Source organism: Undibacterium sp. WLX3042, from assembly GCF_049544825.1.
Classification (GTDB): Bacteria; Pseudomonadota; Gammaproteobacteria; order Burkholderiales; family Burkholderiaceae_D; genus Undibacterium.
On record NZ_CP186698.1, the window covers coordinates 2250904 to 2270590 of the forward strand.

A 19687-nucleotide genomic window follows, 5' to 3' on the forward strand; every position below is an offset into this window, starting at 1 on the left:
CTTTTTTGTCAGTACCAGTTGATCAGCCGCTGTTTCTCAAACCTGCCGCAATACCATTAATCGATAAGTGTATACCACGGCGCACCCGTTCATCCGTATCGCCCTGACGGAAACGTTCGAGCAACTCGACCTGTACGTGATTCAAAGGTGACAGATACGGGAAACGATTCCGTATCGAACGTGCCAGTAAAGGATTCGCGGCCAGCAACTCATCCTGTCCGGAAATGGATTTCAACACGGATATCGTCAGTGCATGCTCAGCCTGAATACGCGGGAAAATTCGTTGGCGCAGACTCTCATCCTTGACCAGTTCCGCATAGCGGCTGGCAATGCCGATATCACTTTTTGCCAGCACCATTTCCATATTCGACAGCACGGTACTGAAGAAAGACCAGTCGCGGAACATTGCTTGTAAGGTCTGCAATCCATTATCCGGATGTGCCTGTAAATACGCCTGCACAGCAGCACCGAAACCGAACCAGCCCGGCAGCATCAGACGACATTGCGCCCAGCTGAAGACCCACGGTATCGCCCGCAAATCTTCAATCGCTGTCGATTTTTTGCGTGACGCCGGACGACTGCCAATGTTCAGACCGGCAATTTCAGAAATCACCGTCGATTCCCAGAAATACTGCTCAAAACCTTCAGTCTCATAGACCAGATGGCGGTAGGCTTTAAAGGCATGCGCAGACAGCTCTTCCATTGCCGATAAAAACTCCGGACGTGGCGGCGCTTCCTGATGTGCGAGCAGGCTGGCTTCCATCGTCGCGGCCGCCAGCACCTCCAGATTGCGGCGACCGACTTCCGGATTACCGTATTTGGCAGTAATGACTTCGCCTTGTTCGGTCAGACGAATCTGCCCTTGTACTGCACCGGCAGGCTGTGCCAGGATTGCCTGATAGCTGGGGCCACCGCCACGACCGACAGAGCCACCACGGCCATGAAACAAACGCAAACGCACCTGATACCGCGCAAAGACCTGAATCAGATCAAGTTCCGCTTTATACAATTCCCAGCCGGAAGTCAGGAAGCCGCCGTCCTTATTACTATCGGAATAACCGAGCATCACTTCCTGTGCTTGCTGCCGACTACCGAGCAAACGCGCATAAGCAGGAATCGCAAACAGCCTGTCCATCACCGGCGCACTGTTCTGCAAATCCTCGATGGTTTCAAACAGCGGAATAATATTCACATCGAGACGCCCTTCTGCCGGATGCAGCAAACCCGCTTCTTTCAGCAGCAAAGCCAGTTCCAGCATATCGGAAACACCATCCGTTTTTGAGATGATGCAATTCGGTACCGCGCCATCGCCATAACGTTGTTTCGCCTTCGCAGCAGCGCGGTAAATCGCGAGTTCCGATTGCGTTTCTTCGGAATAAGTCAGGTACGGCGAAGCCAGAGGCCGCGCTGAACTGATCTCTTTCACCAGCAACTCAATCCGCTGATCTTCATTCAAAGACAGGTAATCGATTTCCGGATTGGCAGCCTGTAACAACTCGGCTACCACGCGTTCATGCACATCGGAATTCTGGCGCAAATCGAGCGGCGCCAGATAAAAGCCAAACACCCGCACCGCTCGACGCAGATGGCGCAGACGGCCTCTGGTGATCGCCGCCGAACCATTGCTGATTAAGGATTGGTGAATGATATCGAGATCCGCCGCCAGCTCTTCGGCATACGCGTACGGCGCCGCGTCACCACTGGGCGGTATCGCCGGCAATAGACCGAGCAATTGTGTATAAGTCGCTGCCAGACGCGCATAAATACCGCTGATCGCCAGGCGATAGGGTTCATCGGCACGATGCGGAGAATGATCGGGAGAACGCTGAGCCAGCGCCAGCAAATCGTCTGAGACTTTCACCAGCAAAGTTGCCATCGACAACTGCGAACCCAGCGTGTGTATCTCTTCAAGATAAAACTTGAATGCACGCGTCGCCTGCATTGCCAGTGTCTTTTCCAGAATGGGGGCGGTCACGAAAGGATTGCCGTCGCGGTCGCCACCTATCCAGCTGCCCATTTTCATAAAACTCGGCAATTCCATTTGCTGCAACGACGGATCTTTGGATGCCAGCAAATCTTCCAGCCCCGCATACAGATGCGGTAATTCGCGCAGGAAAGTGTAGTCGTAAAAACTCAGGCCGTTTTCCACCTCGTCGAGCACCGACAACTTGGACATGCGCAGCATGCGTGTCTGCCACAGCGTGAGCACGGCGCGCGCCAGCGCTTCCTCATTGGCGCCCGATTCTTCCGGCGTCAGTTGCATGCGATCACGTTCATCCAGCAAACGCGTAATCACCATCTGGCAATTCAGTATGCTCTTGCGTTGCACCTCGGTCGGATGCGCGGTCAGCACCGGTGCCACCTGCGCATGCTCAAAAAAATCCAGTAACTGCTGCGTGCTGTGACCAGTGTTGTACAAAGCGTCGATCGTGAACGCAAGACTACCCTGACGCGGCGCCGAACCGGCGATCTGATGCGCACGCGAACGGCGGATATGATGCTGATCCTCGGCCAGATTCACCAGATGTGAAAAATAGCTGAACGCCCGGATTACTTGCGTGGTCTGGTCGTTGGTCAGCGTATTCAGGGTAGATTCCAGCTCGACGCGTGCGGCCTGATCGGCGTCACGACGAAAGCGTATCGAGTTCTGCCGCACCCGTTCTATCAGCTCGAAAGCGTCGTCGCCGTGCTGATTTCTTACCGTATCGCCTAACAGGCGCCCCAGCCGGCGAATATCGTCACGCAGTCGCTGGTCTTTATCATCGTCTTTATCAGTCATGTTGAGTTAGTAATGGAAGTGAAAATGCGTGCTGGGAAAATTGTACGTGAGCCGGGTCAGCCGATAGATGAAAAATCTTGCAAGCTTTGTGCGAAGTCATGCGCAGCGTCCGATAGTCAATACAGTCGTCTTTTCTGAACAATATCAACACACATCAGAAAATGATCAGTTAGCTCAAGCTTACCCAGCGAGCTTGACGGCAGACTTACAACACACCGATGTCTGTCGTCGCTCACAGAGCGAAAGCGCGGCGACCGCCCCGCTCGCGTTAAGCCAGATCGTTCATAACTGATTTCAGGCAGCTTTTTTGAGCTTCTGACTGCGTTTAACTGCCTGCAACAAACCTTTGGTCGAACTGTCGTAGTCTTCTTTGACGGCTGCCGGATCAAGGCTGATCAATTGCTGCGCAAGCGACTTGCCGAGTTCAACGCCCCACTGGTCGAATGCATTGATATCCCAGATCACCGATTGCACGAATACTTTGTGTTCATACAACGCAATCAGCGCGCCCAGTGAGCGCGGCGTGAGACTGTCGAGCAACAGGGTTGAGGTCGGGCGATTGCCTTCAAACACGCGCGGTGCCAGCATTTTTTCCGGTAAATCACCGAGTTCAGCACGCACTTCTTCCATATTTTTACCGAGCGCCATCGCCTTTGATTGTGCAAAGCAATTCGCCAGCAAGGCCTGATTGTGTCCGGGTAAGCCGGCATCGTCGTCGGCAACGACAATGAAGTCCGTCGGGATAATCGTCGCGCCCTGATGCAGCAACTGAAAATATGCGTGCTGCCCGTTGGTACCCGCTTCGCCGAACAGAATCGGCGAAGTCGTGTAATCGACCCGCTGGCCTTCGCGCGTCACCGATTTGCCGTTGCTTTCCATTTCCAGTTGTTGCAGATACGCTGGCACACGTGTCATGCGCTGGTGGTAAGGCGCAATCGACAAGGCATGCAAACCAAGGAAATTAATATTCCAGACGCCGATCAGCGCCATCAGCACCGGCAGATTTTTTTCCAGCGGTGCCTGCGCAAAATGCAGATCCATTTCATGCGCACCGGCCAGCATTTCTTCAAACCTGTCCATGCCGACATACAAGGCAATCGACAAGCCGATCGCGCTCCACATCGAATAACGTCCGCCGGCCCAGTTCCAGAATGGAAAGACGTTTTCCGGCGCAATGCCGAAATCGGCGGCGGCTTTGACGTTCGTACTCAAAGCCACGAAATGCTGACGAATCTGTTCGGCCGGACAACCATGCGCGAGCATCCATTCCCGCGCGGTGCGGGCATTGGTCAGGGTTTCCATCGTGGTGAATGTTTTAGAAGCGACCACGAACAAAGTCGTTTCCGGATCAGCATTCGCCAGCGCATCAGCCACATGGCGACCATCGACATTCGACACAAAATGCAGCGACAGATTTTTCTGTGACCAAGGCGCGAGTGCGATGCATGCCATCTGCGGCCCAAGATCAGAACCGCCTATGCCGATATTCACAATCGTGCGGATCGCCTTGCCGCTATAACCACGCCAGTGTCCGCCGCGCACCGCATCGCTGAAACTGCGCATCTGCGCCAGCACCTGATGGACATCGGCAGCAATATTGTCGCCATGCAGATAAAAACTTTCACCTTTCGGCAGGCGCAACACGGTATGCAGCACTGCGCGGTTTTCGGTGAGATTGATCGCTTCGCCACGCAACATCGCATCACGCCGCGCTTCGACATCCTGCTGTCGCGCCAGTGCCAGCAGATTCAGCTTTGCGGTGGTGTCGATGCGCTGTTTCGAATAGTCGAGCAGAATGCCGCAGGCGGAAGCGGAAAAATGGCTGAAGCGTTGCGGATCAGCGCGGAACAATTCTTTCAGGCTGGGCAGATTCGTTGCGCGTTGCTGCAACAGACACCAGATCGGTGTGCGGGAAACAGAAGTGGCCATGAGCGTGCTTTTTTACCTTAGCGGATACCGGAAAAACAAAGAAATGAGGGGGTATACCTCATTTTCGCCTTCATATCGTTGAAAACAAAGGCGATTAAAAAATACTCCCCCCAGTATATTTTTACCAAATGCAGCCTAAATTAAGCGCTGCAGCCGCATCTGGTCTCACCTTCTGTGGCACAGCAACGAGGCAGAAGGCGAAGGGAACATCACTGGCTGCCAGATTTTCCAGCCCCGGCAGCTTTCGCTGCGGCTGCCGCAAGCTGCGCAATCGCCGCCCAGTCACCGCTCTGAATCAGATTCGCGGGACACATCCAGGAACCGCCGACACATAAAACATTCGGCTGCTGCAACAGCACTGGCGTGGATTCCAGCGTGACGCCACCAGTCAGGCAGAAACGGACATCGGGAAACGGGCCGCCCAACGCTTTCGTCATCTTGGTGCTGCCGACAACATCTGACGGAAACAGCTTAACGACATCAAAACCATGTTCCAGCGCCAGCATCACATCGCTTGCGCCGCCGGTACCGGGAAAATACGGCAAACCGGATTCTGCGGAGGCTTTGGCTAAGGCAGGTGTAATGCCGGGGCTGATGCCGAACGCAGCACCCGCCTCCTTAACGGCAGCGAGTTGTGCCGCAGTCAGTATCGTGCCAGCGCCGACCGTCACGCCGGGGCAGGCGTTCACGACTTCGCGAAGCACGTTCAGCGCATTCGGCGTGCGCAAGGTAATTTCAACGGCGGGCAAACCGTTTTCTGCCAGCGTCGTCACGCAACGGATCGCCTGTTCCACATCATCAGCAACCAGTATCGGTAAAACGCGTACCTGGGCGAGTTGGTCAATGATGCTTTGTCTGGAAAAACTCATGTTGTCCTCTGCTGATTGTCATTGGCGCTGATGCGCGCTGTTGTGTTTGTGTTGTCTGTGTGGTGTACGCATTACCGATGCACACCGCGATCTCTTAGCTTTGATATTCGTTTCTATGAATGTCAGTCGATGAATATGGTCGAAGCGCCGTGTTCTGGCGCCGTCACTACGCGACGTTGTGCGGCAAACAGATCGCGACCATAGCCCGCCATATTTTCTTTGCTCAAGCCACGTGCGGAACGTTGCGCCCACTCGTCTTCGCTCACCAGTGCACGCAATTCGCCGGTATGCACATTCAGCTCGATCAGATCACCGTCACGCACCTTACCCAGTGGCCCGCCCTGCGCCACTTCCGGGCTCACATGCAGGGCAGCCGGTACTTTGCCGGACGCGCCGGACATGCGGCCATCGGTCACCAGCGCCACCTTGTAACCAGCCGACATCAGGCTGCCGAGCACCGGCGTGAAATGGTGCAGCTCCGGCATACCATTGGCCTGTGGCCCCTGGAAAATCACGACGGCCACAAAATCCATATTCAACTCGCCGGCTTTATACGCGTTGACCAGCGCCTCTTGCGATTCAAATACTTTGGCTGGTGCTGTGATGATCCACGCCTCTTCCGGCACTGCGGATGCTTTCACAATTGCCCGCCCCAGATTGCCTTGCAGCAGACGCAGACCACCGGTCGCGGCGAAAGGCTCGCTGACATTTCTGAGCACTGCAGTATCTGTCGATAATGCAGGCTGCGCCTGCCAGGCGATTTGCCCGGCATCGCTCAGCACCGGGCGCACGGTATGCGAATGCAAACCCTCGTCGCCATACACCGTCATCACGTCGCCATGCATCAGACCTGCTGATAATAATTCGCGGATCACAAAGGTCGGGCCACCGGCATCTTCAAATGCATTCACATCCGCCGTGCCATTCGGATACACCCGCGTCAACAGCGGAATCACGGAAGACAACTCATCAAAATCCTGCCAGTTGATCAGGATGCCGGCGGCACGTGCGACCGCAATCCAGTGGATGGTGTGATTCGTCGAGCCACCCGTCGCCAGCAAAGCGATGATGGCATTGACGATGGTTTTTTCATTAACCAGCTGGCCGATAGGTTTGTAGTTGCCGCTTTGTTCGGTCAGTTGCAGTACCCGTTCCACCGCCGCTTCGGTCAGCGCGCTGCGCAAAGGGTCGGACGGATGAACAAAAGCCGCCCCTGGCAGATGCAAGCCCATCGCTTCGAGCAGCATCTGATTGCTGTTGGCGGTGCCATAAAATGTGCAGGTGCCTGCGCTGTGATACGCGGCGCTTTCGGCGGCCAGCAATTCTTCTTTCGTTGCTTTTCCTTGTGCATACCGTTCGCGCACAGCGGCTTTTTCTTTATTCGATAAACCAGAACCCATAGGCCCGGCTGGCACAAAAATCGTCGGCAAGTGACCAAAGGCCAGCGCACCGATCAGCAGCCCCGGTACAATTTTGTCGCAGATACCAAGACAAAGCGTCGCGTCAAACGCATCATGCGACAAGGCCACGGCTGTCGCCTGCGCAATCACATCGCGCGAAAACAAGGACAATTCCATACCCGGACGCCCCTGCGTCACACCATCACACATCGCCGGCACCGCACCGGCCACCTGCGCCGTGCCGCCATAACGCAGCGCGGCCTCACGTATCTGTTGCGGATAAGTTTCATACGGCTGATGCGCCGACAACATATCGTTGTAGGCAGTGACGATACCGATGTTCGGCTTTTGCGCCTGATTCAGCCAGATCTTGGTGCCATTGCCCATCGCCGCATTCGCATGTGCCTGATTCGCACACGACAAACTAGCGCGGCGCGGCCCGCGACCACGCATTTTTTCCAATTGTTCAAGATAGGCATTACGCAGAGGTTTGCTGCGTTCAATAATACGTTGTGTCACCTGAGCGATAACCGGATGCAACGCAATCGATGTTGATGAAGAGGATGTCGTCATTGAACTCACCTGATGCCCTGAGGGCGTAATAGTAAAGCGTGCTGATCAGGCAGCGAGGCAGTGACATTGCAGATGTTCTGCATCTGCTTCAGCGCACACACAAGACCACCAGAAGGCCGCCTGAATACAATGAGTAGAAAGATACCATAAATCATAAATTTCTGTAACAAACTTTCATAATTTCATTTTTAAAGCATTTTTTTATGAAAAATGTTCTTTATTAACGTAATGAAACTACATTTTTGTAGCTTTTCTGGCATAATCAGGCTGTCCATACTGCATTCATCAACTTATCAGCATCACCGGTAACAATGAGAACAACGAAGTATGCGTCAACACATTTCAGGCAATTAATTCAGGCAACTAATCAGAACACCTCACGGAGTCAGCATGACCACTTTTGTCTTATTTGGCGGCACCGGCGATCTCGCCAAACGCAAAATCATTCCAGCGCTGTACAGCGCTTTTGTGAATGGCCGGCTCGACAACGAATTCAAATTTATCGGTGCGGCGCGTGAAGCCTTGTCGCATGAGGAATTCCGTCAGCGTGTCAGCGACAGCATCAGCCAGTACGCCGGAAAAGTAGTCGGTGGCAGCGCCGAAAAACTCGCCGCTTTCCTCGCTTGTACGGATTACGCCAAAATCGATGCGCGGGTACCTGAAGATTTCGCGATTCTGAAAAGCAGCCTGCATACCTCGGCAAGCAATGCCACCCTGTTTTATCTGGCGACCGGCCCGGATATTTTTATTCCTGTCGTTGAGCAGTTATCGAACCACGGTCTGGTGGAAGGCAATGCGCGCGTCGTCGTCGAAAAACCGCTGGGGCGCGATGCGCAATCGGCCAAAGAAATTAACCAGTCGCTGCGTAATTATCTGGATGAACATCAGATTTACCGTATCGACCATTATCTCGGCAAAGAGATGGTGCAAAACCTGCTCGCACTGCGTTTTGCCAATTCCTTCCTCGAACCTTTGTGGAACCGCAAGTGGATACAGGACGTACAGATTTCAATTTCAGAGCAAGTCGGCGTCGAATCCCGCGGTGACTTTTACGATCACACCGGCGCGCTGCGTGACATGGTGCAAAACCATTTGCTGCAACTGGTGTCCATTGTTGCGATGGAGCCACCGGTGAATGCGAATCCGGATGCGATCCGAGACGAAAAAGTCAAAGTCTTGCGCGCACTGCGTAAATTTACACCGGAAGAAGTCAGCAAAAAAACCGTGCGCGGGCAGTATCGCGCCGGCGCGGTTGATGGCAAACCTGTCATTGCTTATCAGGCGGAGCCCGGTGTACCGCCTGCGTCCCGCACTGAAACCTTCGTCGCGATCCGCGCAGAAATCGACAACTGGCGCTGGGCTGGCGTGCCGTTTTATCTGCGCACTGGCAAACGCATGGCAAGCCGCAGCGCTGAAATCACGATCAATTTCAAACCGATACCGTATTCGATTTTCGGTCAGTCGCAAGGGCCTATGCGCTCGAATCGTCTGGTGATTACCTTGCAGCCGGAAGAAAGCGTGCAGTTGTTCATGAAGGCCAAAGAACCCGGCGAAGGCATACGTTTATCCGATGTGGCACTGAATCTGGATTTTGCCGAAGCATCGAATTTACGCCGCGTCGAATCGTATGAACGTTTGCTGCTCGATGCCATGCATGGAGACCTGACGCTGTTTGTGCGCGATGATGAACTCAATGCGGCATGGTCATGGATAGACCCGATCATGAATGCCTGGCAGAACGATAGCGAAGGCTTGAAATCGTATATCGCCGGTAGCTGGGGCCCCGCAGCGGCCAGTTACCTGCTGGCGCAGCACGGTGCTGCGTGGGGCGAAGAATACGTTGAAAGCTGAAGCCATGAGCAGCATCCGTTACCACGATTTCGATGACATCGATACGCTGAGTGCCAGTCTGAGCCAGCAATGGCTGGACATCATCCACAGTGCAACGACGCCGCTCAGTTTTGCGCTGGCAGGCGGTACCACGCCGGCACCGGTTTACCGCCAGCTCGATGCCTTGTTCAGTGCCAGTACCACGCCGCACCAACCAATCACGCTGGTGGCGACCGATGAACGCTGGGTCGATGACGACGATGCGCAAAGCAATGAAGGCTTGTTCCGGCGCTGCCTGTCTGTATCCGCAGCACGTCAGGATTGGCAATTATTGTCACTGAAAAATGCAGCGCCGACTCCGGCCGCAGCCGCTGCTGCAATTGATGCCCGTCTGCGTGAACAATTGCCCCAGACTTTCAATGCGGTATTGCTGGGGATGGGCACAGATGGTCACATCGCCTCGTTATTTCCCGGCGCGCCGGTGCAGCAGGATCAGCGCACCTGCCTCGCTGCCCTGCATCCGCAAACCCAGCAAAGCCGCATGTCATTATCGCTGCCCCGCCTGCTCCATACTGAGCGGATCTGGCTGCTGATCAGCGGTGCAGAAAAACGCCGCGTGCTGGAAGACGCCGAACAACAGAAGTTACCGATCAGCGCCTTATTGCGCGATGCGGGCTGCCCTATTGATGTTTTCTGGTGTCCCTGAAAAATAGAAAACTATGGCACATTCACATACCACCCCCTCCTCGATAACACCAACGGAAAAAGGTTTGCTGGCCCGCATCCGCGTCGCCAGCACCGCGCTGAGCCGCGCCGAACGTCAGGTTGCCGAATTTTTACTGCAAAAGCCGCATGATGCACTGGAAATGTCGATACGCGTGCTGGCACAAGCCTGCGATGTCAGCGAACCGACGGTCGCGCGTTTTTCGCAAAGTCTGGGTTTCGATGGGTTCAAATCATTCAAACTGGCGTTTGCCAAAAGTCTGGCCACCGGCATTCCGTATCTGCATCTGGATGTGAATCAGGCTGATCATGTGCGTGATGTGTTGCCAAAAGTCTTTGACCGCACCATTGCCGCTTTGATGGAAGCCAGAAATAATGCTAACGTGACCACCTTTGAAGCCGCCGTACAATTACTTGCCAGAGCCCGCAGGATAGAATGTTACGGGCTAGGCTATTCCGGCGCGCTGGCGATTGATGCACAACTCAAGTTTTTCCGGTTCGGCATACCCACCACAGTTTTCTGCGATGCCCATTTGCAGGCGCAATCGGCCACCCTGCTCAACAGCGATTGTGTCGTGGTCGCATTTTCGCGCACCGGTCGCACACGCGACCTGATCAATAGCGTGCAACTCGCAAAAGAAGCCGGCGCGAAAATACTGGTGCTGTGCGCCAGTGGCGGCCCGCTGGCAGAGCTGGCAGACGTGCACATCAGCGTGGACGTGGAAGAAGACCCGGATATCTATACGCCGATGACATCCCGCCTCGCCCATCTGACCTATATCGATGCGCTGGCAGTTGCCGTCACTTTACTGCGCGGCCCGGCGGCTATCGATATGCTGGAACGGGCCAAAGCCAGCATCAGTGAAAAACGTCTTGTACCTAAAGCGGGCTGAATACTATTCCGCCGCACGCGTCCATTTTGCGGTAGTCGCCACAAGCACGGATGGCAAGGTTTCTCGCAACATCATCCAGGCTCATCGCTGAAACGCGCTTGCGCCATGTCTAACGATGTGTAAATTTTGCATCAAGCATGCCCATATCTTGTCGTTTTGAGTAATACTCCGAAAAAAGGAGCGGGACATGAACCGAATAGCTATTCATCAGATTGTGGAAGAAGTCAAAGACTTGCCGACCCTGCCTGCGGTCGTCATGGAGATACTGAATAACATCGACAAAGAAGATGTCGATACCCACGAACTGGCCGACAAAGTCACTCGCGATATTGCCCTGACCGCGAAAACCCTGAGGCTCGCCAATTCAGCGTATTACGCTACGCAATTCAAAGTCACCACCATACAGCAGGCGATCGCCCTGCTCGGCATGACCACCGTTAAACAAATCATCGTGACCGCCGCGCTGACCGGCTGCTTCCCCGAAAATAATTGTCAGGGCTTTAGTCACAAAGATTTCTGGCGTCATTCGAATGCCGTCGCCATCGTCGCAAAAATTCTCGCACGACGCCTGAACCTGAGTCTGGACGTCGCCTTCACCGCAGGCTTGCTGCATGACATCGGCACACTGGTGCTGGTCACTTACCACAGCGCCGAATACGAACACGTCATCGCCTGGCAAACCGAACACCAGTGCACACAGTTTGACGCCGAAAGAGAAATTCTCGGCATTGATCACGCCGCCGTCGGCGAAGAGCTGGCGATATACTGGAATTTTTCCGATCAGATGAAAAACGCGATTGCCGGCCATCACCAGCCGGACAAACCGGGGCTGGGTTTTCTGGCCACCATCGTGCACGTCGCCAACGGTATCGCCCACGTCCTGAACGTCACCGAAAGCGCCGATCACACCACGCCAGAAATCACCGCGCTATCGTGGCACAGCCTCGGCCTTGATCAGGAAGTGCTGGATAAGGTGCTGCAGGAAGCCAGTGACGAATTTAACAAGCTGAAACAGCAAATTGATGTTTGAAAGCACCAGCATCAGCGCACGAAACAGTCACAAAACAGCGACTCATAATATCACCGCCCGAACGCTGCGCCACTCCTCTTAAAAAGGCATTTTCAGGGGAGTATGCGCCAAAAACGCCTTCATCTCCTTATAAATAAAGGGCTTTTAAATATACTCCCTGGGGTATATTTTTTGCTCCCGAAGCCATTTTTGCGCACTACTGGCGTTACAGGCATAAAAAAAGCGGAACCTGTTGCAGTTCCGCTCGTAGGAATACGATGTCGGCAAGCTTCAAATCAGCGCAGATCAGTTGCGCTTTTTAGCTGCTTTTTAGGCGCAGTCTTTTATCCACCGCTATTTATCCACTGTATTTTTTATCCGCTGTATTTTTTATCCGGCTGTTCAAAGTTCCGGTGACAGCATGTGCCCGAGTTTGCTGACCTTGGTGTTCAGGTAGCGGTCGTTGTAGGGGTTGCGTTCGATGATCAGCGGCACGTGTTCGGCGACTGTGACTTTTAATCCTTCCATCGCTGACAGTTTGCGCGGGTTGTTCGTCATCAGGCGCAGGGAATGGACGCCCAGATGTTGCAGCATCGGTTCAACGAGGCTGTAATTGCGCAGATCGGCGGCGAAGCCCAGTTTCTGGTTGGCTTCGACGGTATCGGCGCCATCGTCTTGCAGATGATAAGCGCGGACTTTATTCAGCAAGCCTATGCCACGCCCTTCCTGACGCAGATACAGCAAAGCGCCACGGCCTTCGTCGGCAATTTTTTTGAGTGCCATTTCGAGTTGCGGGCCGCAATCACAGCGCAGGCTGAACAAGGCATCGCCGGTCAGGCATTCGGAATGGATACGCGCCAGCACTGGCTTGCCATCGGCGACATCGCCCAGCGTCAGGGCAATGTGTTCTTTGCCGGTCGCAGGTTCGACAAACGCATGCATGCGGAAGTTTGCCCAGGTCGTCGGTAAGTTGCAGGAATCGACGTATTCCAGCGCCAGCTTTTCTTGTTCTACAGGCGGATTGTTGCTTGACATACAGTGCTCGCGAATTCTGTTGAGTGGATTCCCGTCTTGCGGGGCAACGCAATAGCCGTCTATTGCGCTTATCCTGTTGCGGTAAATGCGTCTGTCGATCAGTATTAATACAACTACTGATACAGCGAAGACCAAGAGTATAAACGACCAGAGGCGGATGCGTCTGGCATACCCGATATGGCTCTCGTTAGCGACGTTCTTTGCTTGCTCAAATAAATAGGGATGATGTGGAAAAATACAAGTTGTGAAAAACTGTCAGCACATGGCAAAAAAAATCAGGAATACGCAACGATAAGATCATCGTCATGCATTCCTGATAGTGGCAATCTGGACGCGATGCCCAGAGCGCCGCCTTTTCTAGTTTTTATTACTCTTTATCGCCCAGCAATAAGCGTTTCAGCTTGTTATCGGCGACGTTATCACCTAACCAGATTTTCAGAATCGCGTGCATGGTCAGGTCGTCTTTCAGCGTTTCGCCGATTTGCCGGTTGTTTGAGCGGAACACGGTGCCTTTACCCTGGCTCCAGTCTATCGTCATCACATCGCCGACTTTCCAGTCGCCCATTTTGGCAAAACCTTCGCCGATTGCCATCAATTGGTAAACGAGTTGATTGCGTTCTTCTTTGGTGGTGCTGGAACGGATGTCGGCGAGAAAACGCCGCCCCATCAATTCACTTTCCACTTCTTTCACCATCACCAGTTTCAGGCGCACCGGACCGGGTGACGCCAGCAGATCTGCCTTATTGTTTCTTGGCTTAGTAGTGTACAGGCCGATATTGAAAATCTTGACGCGCTTGATGATGTGCGTGCCACTGCCATTCAGGTTTAAACGCTGGCCGTCAACCTGTACCGACTCTTCCAATACTTGCGACACCGGCTCGTTGGCAGCCTGCGCTGGCGATAAACTGCCAGCCAAACCGGCAACGACGCACATCATGCGTGCGATCTGCATTATGTGCCTCACCTGCCTTGAGTGCTTTACTGCCTTCATGCGTATCTCCTCAGATTTTTTAATTGTTATCATTGCCAAGTCTGCCGATCAGAACATCCGGCTAAGCGTCAGCAGAAACAAATCGCCCTGCGGACGTGAACGTGCTGAAAATTCTTTCAGATACTTGAATTCCACCTGTGTTTTCAGATCATCGGTCTGATAGCTGATCACCGGGCCGAACGACGCTGCACGCGCCTTATTGCCATTGATCAGTGGCAGCGCGCTGGTGCCGTTCGGATCTTTATCGTAGGTCGTCTGCTTCAGGTAATAGCCGTGCAGTCCTGCTTTGACGTTATTGGAAAACTGGTAGCTGCCGACGTATTCGAGATGCAGATACTGTCCGGATTTATAGTCGGTATCGCGATTTGCGGTACTGATGTTGTAAGCCAGGGATGCGGCAAAATCAAAGCCGGATTCGGTTGACCAGGCAGCCGATACCAACGGACGGAATGAATACGAATTCATGCCCAGATTCACCTGACTGTTTCTGTCAAAGGAACCGGTCGGCAAATCGACATTCATCGCGGCCACAATCGACAGACTTTCATATTTCCAGCCAATGAAACCAGCGAGTTCAATATCACCCAGACCACTGGTGCTGCCACTGGCCGCTGCGGATGCCTGCGCACCGATTTTCTGCTGAAGCGCAGCAGGCAGCGGCGTTGTGACCGATACCACCACATCGCGCGATTTTTTCAGCAAAGGAATTGCGATATAGGCGCCATAACGCCCGCCAAGTATTGCTTCTTCGCTGATGTAATTGAGCTTGGGAATAATGCCATCAACTTTGATTTTCGCATTGACTGTGCCATTCACGGTCACCGGAATGCCGCTGATATTTTTATGGAAGGCGATGTCATTGCCGTCGCTGCCTTTCACACTGTCGGCACGATAGTTCGCCAGCAACACTTGCCCGTAAGTGCCGGATAAAGGCAGAATTGCCGAGTCCAGATTCCAGAAACCCATAGGCACGGCCACTTCATTGTTTTCTGCCGCCTGCGCTAACGAAGCAAAGCCTGACACGCCAAACAAGACGGTGCTGAGCACAACACGGCGCATGGTGGACTGAGGAAATTTCATTTTTTCTCCTGATGATGACGACCGATTGCCAATGCGCTGCCTCAGAGTGGTCTGAAGTCAGCCATCACGATCGATCCGAATTTATTGTGGGAATACCAAACACGACATGCAGAAAAACTATTTCGGTGCACTGAACCTGATGTCATGACGATGCAAGCGCAGATCAGGTCGCCGATACGGATCGGCTCAATTGCAGAAGTGAGTGTCATCGCGGAAATCGCGATTAGTCGTTCGTGCTTTTCCGCAAAAGAAAAGCAGATGCAAATGATGTAAAAAAAATAGTTCAGACAAACAGGCGTGCTGCCTGACCCGAATGATAACGTGAACCGGCAGATCGTCGTAGCGGCCGGATTTATCAAAAAAATATCAGAAGAAAAAAGAATGATTCTATGAACAATATCTGCCGAGCGCACAAATTTCGCCCTGTTGATAGTGAGGCAGCTATTTATCTGCGGTCTGCGCCAGACGGCAACATAGATTGCGTTTCCGGCATACCATGAAATGATATTTTTAAAAACATTTGGGGCGATTCCTCTAATCGTCCGCGCCAACGGGCATCTGAAGAAAATTTACAACGAACCGCCTGGCGGCTATGAGGGTTATGAGGGATCTGCGGCATCAGACGGACCACCGGATAAGATGTCCAGCGCATGAATCCGATAAAAAAACAGGGCAACAGCAAAGGCTGTGACCCTGTTTTCATACGACACTGTTTCCGGTGCTGACCCCATTACGGGACAGATACAAGCTGTGTCTGACAATACGTATTACAGCCGGTTGGCATCACATTTATTTGCGTTTTAACTGCGACAAATCACGCACCGCACCGCGATCTGCCGACGTGGCCAGTGCCGCATATGCCTGCAAGGCCTGCGAGACATAGCGGTCACGATTGACTGGCAACCATGCCGCATCACCACGTGCTTCCATTGCGCTGCGACGGGCGGCGAGATCGGCATCGCTGACACGCAGATGGATAGTGCGTTCAGGAATATTGATCTCGATGATATCGCCCTCTTCGACCAGACCGATCGCGCCGCCTTCCGCCGCTTCCGGCGATGCATGACCGATCACCAGACCAGACGAACCGCCGGAGAAGCGACCATCGGTAAACAAGGCACAGGCTTTGCCCAGACCTTTGGATTTGATATACGAAGTCGGGTACAGCATTTCCTGCATACCTGGGCCGCCTTTCGGTCCTTCGTAACGAATCACGACCACATCGCCTTCATGCACGGTATCGCCGAGGATCGCTTCAACAGCCGCATCCTGACTTTCAAAGACGCGCGCTTTACCGGTGAATTTCAGAATACTTTCATCGACGCCCGCCGTTTTGACGATGCAGCCTTTTTCAGCCAGATTGCCGTACAACACCGCGAGGCCACCATCTTGTGAATAGGCATGCGCTTTATCGCGGATACAACCTGAGCTACGGTCGGTATCGTTCTGTTCAAAACGCTCCGATTGTGAAAACGCGACCTGCGTTGGCACGCCGCCCGGCGCGGCACGGAACAATTGCAGAACCGCCGCATCCTTGCTGACGGCGATATCGTATTTCGCAATCGCGTCACCCAAGGTTTTGCTGTGTATCGTCGGCAGTGAGGTATCAAGCAGACCGGCACGTGCCAGTTCGCCCAGAATACTGATGATGCCACCGGCACGATGTACGTCTTCGATGTGGAATTTATCCGTCATCGGTGCCACTTTGCACAGGCAAGGCACTTTGCGTGAAATGCGGTCGATGTCTGCCATGGTGAATGCCACACCAGCCTCATTTGCCGCCGCCAGCAAATGCAATACGGTATTGGTGGAACCGCCCATCGATACATCGAGTGCCATCGCGTTTTCAAATGCGGCTTTCGAGGCAATGCTGCGCGGTAAAACTGACGCATCATCCTGCTCGTAATAGCGTTTCGCCAGATCGACGATCAGGCGACCAGCCTGTAAAAATAATTCTTTGCGATCCGAATGCGTTGCAACAATAGTGCCATTGCCAGGCAAGGCCAGACCCAGCGCTTCGGTCAGGCAGTTCATCGAATTCGCGGTGAACATGCCGGAACAGGAACCGCAAGTCGGACACGCAGAACGTTCGATCTCGGCCACATCCGCATCACTGACCGAGCTGTCACCGGCTTTAATCATGGCGTCGATCAGATCGAGCTTGATCACTTTTTTCGCGCCATCCACCACCTTCAGCACTTTGCCCGCTTCCATCGGACCACCGGAAATAAATACCACAGGAATATTGATGCGCATCGCTGCCATCAGCATGCCGGGCGTGATTTTGTCGCAATTGGAAATGCAGACCATCGCATCGGCGCAGTGCGCGTTGACCATGTATTCAACAGAATCGGCAATCAGATCACGCGAAGGCAATGAATACAGCATGCCGCCGTGGCCCATCGCAATACCGTCATCCACGGCGATCGTATTGAATTCTTTGGCGACACCGCCAGCCGCTTCGATTTCACGCGCAACCAGTTGCCCCAGATCTTTCAGATGCACATGTCCGGGCACGAACTGGGTAAATGAATTGACGACAGCGATGATAGGTTTATCAAAATCGCCGTCTTTCATGCCAGTGGCGCGCCAGAGTGCGCGGGCGCCCGCCATATTGCGGCCATGTGTGGTGGTACGTGAACGGTATTGCGGCATAGCTTTCTCCTGCAGAATCAGATGTGGAAATGCCAGAGTGCACTCCGGCATTCTATATGTCAAATATCAAATTTGATGATTATTCATACTTTAATCGTATAAATCAAAGGAGTCTGCCGGGATGCTGCATCCACATATTCATGCAGCGTCTCTTTGCCCGACGGTCTTGACCAGTTTAAATGAATTCACCAGCGAAATTAAGGTCAGAGACTGCCCTTTCAAACCATCGGCAGATGCTGCCGCCTGCTCGACCAGCGCTGCATTTTTCTGCGTCATATCATCCATCTGCGTCACGGCATCATTGATCTGATGAATCCCGGCGCTTTGCTCCTGACTGGCGCTGGTAATTTCATGCATGATGTCGGCGGCCCGCTTCACGCTGCTGACGATTTCCTCCATCGTATGCCCGGCCTCATCCACCAGACGAGCGCCTTGTTCGATCTGAGACACCGAATCCTGTATCAGATCTTTGATTTCTTTCGCAGCGTCAGCACTGCGGTGGGCCAGCTGTCGCACTTCATTGGGAACCACGGCAAAGCCGCGCCCCTGCTCACCGGCGCGGGCAGCTTCGACAGCAGCGTTTAACGCCAGAATATTTGTCTGAAACGCGATGCCGTCAATCACGGTAATGATGTCCGCTATTTTGCCCGAACTTTGTTTAATCGCGCCCATCGTACTGACCACATTCGCCACTGCGACACCACCTTTTTCCGCCACTTGCGCAGCAGACATCACGATGTGGCTGGCTTGTTTGGAATTATCGGCGTTTTGTCTGACAGTGGAAGTCAGCTCCTCCATGGACGACGCGGTTTCTTCGAGCGAACTGGCCTGCGTTTCGGTGCGGGAAGACAAATCGGCATTACCGGCCGCCACCTGACTGGCACCGTTGCGAACGTACTCGGTGGTTTGCTTGATCTGGCCTATCAGTAACTTGATATTCGTTTGCAGGACACGCAATGACTGCGTCACGCGTCCGACTTCATTCGCACCACCAGCCCTGATCGTGACGGATAAATCGCCGGACGTCATGGTCTGTATGCATTCATCCAGCATCAGCAGAGGTTGCACTACTTGCTTTCGCAGGCGCTGCAATATCATTATGGTCGCAGCGCCTGCCAGCACACTTAATCCGGCGATCAGATAATCTGTACCACTGAAATCCGGTGCCAGGCTCAGAACTGTGATCACACTCAGCAATACCAGCATCGCGGTCACATACAAATTAAGTATGGCTCGCACGCTGAGACCAGAGAAATAAGCGGCTGCTTTAAACAAGGGCACCCGAACCACGGCTCCACCGCTGATGCGGATAGACTGGTCGCCATTCTTTAACGCCGCGTAGACAGCTTCCGCCATACGGACTTGCTCACGATCGGGCTTCACCCTTATTGACGTGAAACCGGCGATCCGGCCATCGTGCATCAGGGGCGCGGCAGTCGCCTCGACCCAGTAATAATCACCGTTTTTACAGCGGTTCTTCACCAGTCCGGACCACGCGCGTCCGCTTTTGATCGTCGCCCATAAATCGGCAAAAGCGGCTGGCGGCATATCTGGATGGCGAACGATGTTATGCGGAGAACCTATTAATTCTTCGGCTGAAAAGCCACTGATGCGTACAAAATCATCGCTCACATAGGTAATCCGGCCTTTCATATCTGTTTTAGAGACGATGGTTTCATGATCCTGCAAGACATACTCTTTACCAACAGGTGCAACATAGTCAGACATACGCAAACCTTTACATGCAACAAAAACTGAAAGAGGGAAAAAAATAGCCCGCCATCATGGCATTGCGTAAATTGCTCACCATTGATCATTCTCAAGCTTATGTTGTCACGCTGTTCGCTCAGAACAATTTACAACAACAGCCTGACGTTATTTATTGAATACTGGATCTGGATCAAGATTGGGACTGGTAAAA

At 53.3% G+C, this 19687-nt stretch carries 13 protein-coding genes; 4 read left to right on the top strand and 9 right to left on the bottom strand.

The genetic code is table 11. From position 1 onward, the window contains the following. Nucleotides 1-22: 22 nt before the first annotated feature. The 4 genes from ppc to edd form a co-directional block, all read right to left on the bottom strand. Nucleotides 23-2779, bottom strand: coding sequence for a phosphoenolpyruvate carboxylase (gene ppc, locus ACPAOP_RS10255; RefSeq protein WP_423707890.1), 2757 nt, complete (start codon nt 2777-2779; stop codon nt 23-25). A 294-nt stretch (nt 2780-3073) separates the two neighbouring features. Then, nucleotides 3074-4708, bottom strand: a complete 1635-nt coding sequence (pgi, locus tag ACPAOP_RS10260; protein WP_423678774.1) for a glucose-6-phosphate isomerase — start codon at nt 4706-4708, stop codon at nt 3074-3076. Between the two features lie 209 nt (nt 4709-4917). Continuing rightward, the gene (eda, locus tag ACPAOP_RS10265; RefSeq protein WP_423707892.1) at nt 4918-5577 is read right to left on the bottom strand and encodes a bifunctional 4-hydroxy-2-oxoglutarate aldolase/2-dehydro-3-deoxy-phosphogluconate aldolase; all 660 of its coding nucleotides are present in this window, start codon (nt 5575-5577) and stop codon (nt 4918-4920) included. A gap of 122 nt (nt 5578-5699) precedes the next feature. Then, nucleotides 5700-7550, bottom strand: coding sequence for a phosphogluconate dehydratase (gene edd / locus ACPAOP_RS10270; RefSeq protein WP_423707894.1), 1851 nt, complete (start codon nt 7548-7550; stop codon nt 5700-5702). A 390-nt stretch (nt 7551-7940) separates the two neighbouring features. Between edd and zwf the strand changes: the two genes are divergently transcribed. The 4 genes from zwf (at nt 7941) to ACPAOP_RS10290 (ending at nt 12026) form a co-directional block, all read left to right on the top strand. Beyond that, nucleotides 7941-9401 carry a glucose-6-phosphate dehydrogenase gene (zwf, locus tag ACPAOP_RS10275; RefSeq protein ID WP_423707896.1) on the top strand — a complete coding sequence of 487 codons (1461 nt, stop codon included), beginning with the start codon at nt 7941-7943 and terminating at the stop codon, nt 9399-9401. A 4-nt stretch (nt 9402-9405) separates the two neighbouring features. Beyond that, nucleotides 9406-10086, top strand: coding sequence for a 6-phosphogluconolactonase (locus ACPAOP_RS10280; RefSeq protein ID WP_423707898.1), 681 nt, complete (start codon nt 9406-9408; stop codon nt 10084-10086). Nucleotides 10087-10099: 13 nt separating this feature from the next. After that, nucleotides 10100-10996, top strand: a complete 897-nt coding sequence (locus ACPAOP_RS10285; RefSeq protein ID WP_423707900.1) for an SIS domain-containing protein — start codon at nt 10100-10102, stop codon at nt 10994-10996. 187 nt (nt 10997-11183) lie between these two features. After that, a complete protein-coding gene (locus tag ACPAOP_RS10290) occupies nt 11184-12026 on the top strand; it encodes an HDOD domain-containing protein (protein WP_423707902.1) in 843 nt (280 codons plus the stop codon). 381 nt (nt 12027-12407) lie between these two features. On the opposite strand, the gene ribA is transcribed toward ACPAOP_RS10290, so the two are convergent. From ribA to ACPAOP_RS10315, 5 genes are all read right to left on the bottom strand, one after another. Beyond that, entirely contained in the window at nt 12408-13040 is a 633-nt protein-coding gene (gene ribA / locus ACPAOP_RS10295) for a GTP cyclohydrolase II (RefSeq protein ID WP_423707903.1), read from the bottom strand. Between the two features lie 367 nt (nt 13041-13407). After that, nucleotides 13408-14031, bottom strand: coding sequence for a chalcone isomerase family protein (locus ACPAOP_RS10300; protein WP_423707904.1), 624 nt, complete (start codon nt 14029-14031; stop codon nt 13408-13410). A gap of 48 nt (nt 14032-14079) precedes the next feature. Next, the gene (locus ACPAOP_RS10305) at nt 14080-15111 is read right to left on the bottom strand and encodes a SphA family protein (RefSeq protein WP_423678765.1); all 1032 of its coding nucleotides are present in this window, start codon (nt 15109-15111) and stop codon (nt 14080-14082) included. A 789-nt stretch (nt 15112-15900) separates the two neighbouring features. Continuing rightward, on the bottom strand, nt 15901-17766 hold the full coding sequence (gene ilvD, locus ACPAOP_RS10310) for a dihydroxy-acid dehydratase (RefSeq protein ID WP_423707906.1): 1866 nt from the start codon (nt 17764-17766) through the stop codon (nt 15901-15903). Between the two features lie 138 nt (nt 17767-17904). Next, nucleotides 17905-19494 (bottom strand): methyl-accepting chemotaxis protein, encoded by a 1590-nt coding sequence (locus ACPAOP_RS10315; protein ID WP_423707908.1) that lies wholly within the window; start codon nt 19492-19494, stop codon nt 17905-17907. Between the last annotated feature and the right edge of the window lie 193 nt (nt 19495-19687).

Bases quoted from the DNA above. Each gene is read 5' to 3' on its own strand.
- ribA (WP_423707903.1), bottom strand. From the start codon at position 13,040: ATGTCAAGCAACAATCCGCCTGTAGAACAAGAAAAGCTGGCGCTGGAA.
- edd (WP_423707894.1), bottom strand. From the start codon at position 7,550: ATGACGACATCCTCTTCATCAACATCGATTGCGTTGCATCCGGTTATC.
- ACPAOP_RS10280 (WP_423707898.1), top strand. From the start codon at position 9,406: ATGAGCAGCATCCGTTACCACGATTTCGATGACATCGATACGCTGAGT.
- ppc (WP_423707890.1), bottom strand. From the start codon at position 2,779: ATGACTGATAAAGACGATGATAAAGACCAGCGACTGCGTGACGATATT.
- ACPAOP_RS10290 (WP_423707902.1), top strand. From the start codon at position 11,184: ATGAACCGAATAGCTATTCATCAGATTGTGGAAGAAGTCAAAGACTTG.
- ilvD (WP_423707906.1), bottom strand. From the start codon at position 17,766: ATGCCGCAATACCGTTCACGTACCACCACACATGGCCGCAATATGGCG.
- zwf (WP_423707896.1), top strand. From the start codon at position 7,941: ATGACCACTTTTGTCTTATTTGGCGGCACCGGCGATCTCGCCAAACGC.
- ACPAOP_RS10285 (WP_423707900.1), top strand. From the start codon at position 10,100: ATGGCACATTCACATACCACCCCCTCCTCGATAACACCAACGGAAAAA.
- eda (WP_423707892.1), bottom strand. From the start codon at position 5,577: ATGAGTTTTTCCAGACAAAGCATCATTGACCAACTCGCCCAGGTACGC.
- ACPAOP_RS10305 (WP_423678765.1), bottom strand. From the start codon at position 15,111: ATGAAATTTCCTCAGTCCACCATGCGCCGTGTTGTGCTCAGCACCGTC.
- pgi (WP_423678774.1), bottom strand. From the start codon at position 4,708: ATGGCCACTTCTGTTTCCCGCACACCGATCTGGTGTCTGTTGCAGCAA.
- ACPAOP_RS10315 (WP_423707908.1), bottom strand. From the start codon at position 19,494: ATGTCTGACTATGTTGCACCTGTTGGTAAAGAGTATGTCTTGCAGGAT.
- ACPAOP_RS10300 (WP_423707904.1), bottom strand. From the start codon at position 14,031: ATGAAGGCAGTAAAGCACTCAAGGCAGGTGAGGCACATAATGCAGATC.